This is a genomic window from Methanosaeta sp. UBA458, assembly GCF_002496085.1.
GTDB lineage: Archaea > Halobacteriota > Methanosarcinia > Methanotrichales > Methanotrichaceae > Methanothrix > Methanothrix soehngenii.
In genome coordinates, this window is the sequence record NZ_DAIK01000156.1 from 2,811 (window position 1) to 6,332 (window position 3,522).

Annotated in this window: 4 protein-coding genes; all 4 read left to right on the top strand. The window is 56.0% G+C overall.

Annotated features, from left to right (window positions below):
• The first annotated feature begins 161 nt into the window (after window positions 1–161).
• The gene (locus tag BP822_RS11550) at window positions 162–1,385 is read left to right on the top strand and encodes a cysteate synthase (protein ID WP_286878333.1); all 1,224 of its coding nucleotides are present in this window, start codon (window positions 162–164) and stop codon (window positions 1,383–1,385) included.
• Between the two features lie 71 nt (window positions 1,386–1,456).
• Window positions 1,457–2,242 carry an ATP-binding cassette domain-containing protein gene (locus BP822_RS11555; protein WP_342674284.1) on the top strand — a complete coding sequence of 262 codons (786 nt, stop codon included), beginning with the start codon at window positions 1,457–1,459 and terminating at the stop codon, window positions 2,240–2,242.
• Window positions 2,239–2,937 (top strand): GTP-binding protein, encoded by a 699-nt coding sequence (locus tag BP822_RS11560; protein WP_346770528.1) that lies wholly within the window; start codon window positions 2,239–2,241, stop codon window positions 2,935–2,937. Before BP822_RS11555 ends, BP822_RS11560 begins: the two co-directional genes overlap by 4 nt.
• A gap of 25 nt (window positions 2,938–2,962) precedes the next feature.
• A partial coding sequence (locus BP822_RS11565; RefSeq protein WP_286878334.1) for a (Fe-S)-binding protein occupies window positions 2,963–3,522 on the top strand: 560 nt, incomplete at its 3' end.

Below are 3,522 nucleotides of genomic sequence, written 5' to 3' on the forward strand. Positions count from 1 at the left end.
ACCCTTTCCACATTTGGCATACTATTGGGTATGCAACAGCTAATATTTGTACTTTTGGGATATAACCTAAACGTGCCTGCCGGATACAATTCTTGTACAAAAAGGATAAAATTTGGTCGCAAATAGAAAATGTTATATTCCCTTTGGTGAAGGTATCTCTCATGGGAGAATATCTGCTCAGATGCGTGAGCGATGGATCGGTTCAGCCTCCATATTCCCTGAGCTGCCCTCATGACAGCTCGCTGTTGCGGGCGGAGTACAAATCCAGGCAGCTGGGGATAAAGGACCTTCCCGGTATCTGGCGGTTCATTGACTGGCTTCCTGTCAAGGGGATCATAGAGAAAGCAACCGGAAGGTCAGTGACCTACAAAAGCCAGGGGCTGGCAAGGGAGCTGGATCTTGAGAACCTCTACATCAGCTTCAATGGCTACTGGCCGGAGAAGTATGCAAATTTGCCCACCTGCAGCTTCAAGGACCTGGAAGCTGCGCCAACCATGCAGATGCTCTTGGATAAGGGGGAAAGGTCATCACTGGTGGTGGCCTCAGCAGGAAACACCGCCCGTGCATTTGCCCATATAGCATCTTTGACTGGCCAGGAGCTGGTCTTATTTGTTCCGGAAAAAGCCCTGGAAAGAATGTGGACGATTGTACCACCAGGCAGAATAACCCTGATCGCAGTCAAAGGCGATTACCTCGATGCCATTCAGATAGCAGAGAAGGTGCAATCCCGAAAGGGTTTTACCCCCGAGGGAGGGGCGAGGAATATCGCCCGCCGGGATGGAATGGGAACGGTGATGCTGGATGCAGCGGTAACAATTGGACGCACGCCCGATCACTATTTTCAGGCAGTGGGAAGCGGCACTGGAGGCATATCCGCCTGGGAGGCCAGCCTGCGGCTGAAAAACGATGGCCGGTTCCACCCGGAACTTCCTTTGCCCAGGCTGCATCTGGCCCAGAATATACCCAATGCCCCCATCTACTATGCCTGGAAGTCTCTGGAGCCCGAGCCATACAAGGAGGATATGTTCGATGATGTCCTGTTCAATCGCAAGCCTCCATTGGACATGCCCGGCGGAGTCAGAGACGCCCTGAAGGCCACGGAGGGCATGGTTTACGGAATCACAGACAAAGAGGCCGGGGAAGCCAGGGACCTATTCGAGCAGTCTGAGGAGATAGATATTCTCAATGCCCCTGCCGTTGCTGTGGCAGCTCTGCAAAAGGCGATAGAAGCGAAGAGCGTCTCCTCAAAGGATATCATACTTCTCAATATAACCGGCGGCGGCATGGCAAGGATGAAAGAGGATCATTCTCGCCATATGCTGCAGCCGGATGTTGCAGTCTCCTCTTGGGAGGATGCAGCCCTATTTCTGGAGGAAGGATCGTGAGCCAGACTATTAGCGATACAATGAGCCGGAAAAGGATAGCTGATATAGCTGATCAGCCGATGGGCACTGCAATGAACCAGGCAGCGGTCCGCAATGAGACCAACAGTCAGCCCTTGACGCTCACCGTTCAGGGTGGAGTGGACAAGTGCGGCCACCAGGATCTTGTCCATGAGATAGAGATCTCCCGGGGAGAGATAATAGGAATCGTGGGGCCCACGGGCTCAGGCAAGAGCACTCTTATCTCCGATATAGAGCAGTTTGCCCTGGGAGATACTCCCACTGGGCGCAGCATTCTGATCAATGGCCAGGTGCCGAAAAACGAGCAGCGTTATGACCCGAGAAAGAAGCTGGTCGCCCAGCTCTCCCAGAATATGCACTTCCTGGCGGACATGCAGGTGGGAGAATTCCTGCGGATGCATGCCAAGTCTCGGGGCAAAGATCCTAATCAGGCGGACAAAGTCATCGAGCTGGCTAATACCCTGACCGGCGAGCCCATAAGCCCCGAGTTTCAGCTCACCATTCTCAGCGGCGGCCAATCCCGGGCCCTGATGGTGGCGGACATTGCTGTTATCAGCGACTCGCCAATAGTATTGATAGACGAGATCGAGAACGCGGGAATAAAAAAGCAGGAGGCATTGCGTCTCCTTTCCGGCGAGGGAAAGATAGTGGTGGTGGTAACTCACGATCCCATGCTGGCCCTGATGGCTACCCGCAGGATTGTAATGAAAAACGGGGGCATGACCAAGGTCATCAGCACCAGTAACGAGGAGCAGAGGATCTTTCTGGATATCGAGAGGGTGGACGGCTGGCTCACCCGCCTGCGTGAGACCATCCGTCAGGGCGAGGTAGTAGCTTGAAGATGGTGGTGGTGGCGGGGACGCCGGGATCGGGCAAGACATCAGTTCTCATGCATGCGGTAAAGGATCTGATCAAGGCAGGGGCTGCTCCTGCTCTGGTGAAGATCGACTGCATGTGGACCGAGGACGACCTCCGCTTCAAAAGGTTCGGTCTGCCCGTAGCCGTGGGCCTGTCAAAGGATATGTGTCCCGATCACTATGCCATCTACAATGTGGATGAGATGCTCGGCTGGGCAAAGGAGCAGGGGGCGGGAATCCTGCTAAACGAGACTGCCGGCCTGTGCCTGCGCTGCGCTCCTTATCCGGATCAAGCTCTGGCCATCTGCGTGATCGATGTCACCACCGGCCCCAACAGTCCGCTGAAGGTGGGGCCGCTCCTCACTACCGCAGATGCTGCAGTCATGACCAAGGGCGACCTCGTCTCCCAGGCGGAGAGGGAGGTCTTCAGAGAGCGCATCCTGGAGGCAAATCCCGGTTGCCGGATCATCGAGGCCAACGGCCTGACCGGCAAGGGCTCCTCTGAATTCGCCGAGCTGATCTTGAGCTGGCCGGAGATCTCGGGAGTGATGACCTTGCGGCATAATCCTCCTTTAGCCATCTGCACCTTATGTACCGGCGAGTTGCGCGTCTCCAAGGAGCACCACAGGGGAATGCTCCGTCATCTGGATGGATTCATGGAGTACACCGGCGAATGATGAGGTTGATGAGGTTTGGAGGATCGTGAAGCGGATTGAGAAGCTCCTGCCGGGGTACAACTGCGGGGAGTGCGGATTTTCCAGTTGCCGGGAGTTTGCCGGAAAGCTGGTGGATGTGGCAGGCCTTGTGAGGTGTCCCATCCTCAAGCAGGAGAGGTTCAGTGGCAGGGCGGAGGAGATTGCAGGCCTCCTCGGCTCTTCGGAGAGGACAGAGGAGATAGTAGGCGTTTTGGATGGTCTTATGGCTGACTTCTCTCTATCACCCCTTCCAGGGGAGCCATCCTGCCGGGAGGACCTGCATCCCTTCAATCCCGAGGCCCGGCTTGAGGAGGGCGACATCTTCCGCTACCGGCCGCTGGGCTGTCCCATCACTCATTTTGCTAGAGTTCTCAAATCCAGCCAGGGCGTCGTTACCGTCCATCTGATCGGGCCGGTTCATCTGCTCCTGGGATTGCCTGCGCCCGAGGACATTGGCATATGCCTGGTTTTGGCCTTCGAGGGCACTGTCTGCCGGGGCAGGAGGCCGGAGGTGGGGGAGACGGTGCGATTTCTGCCCGAGCACTGCATGATGCAGAAGGTGCACTC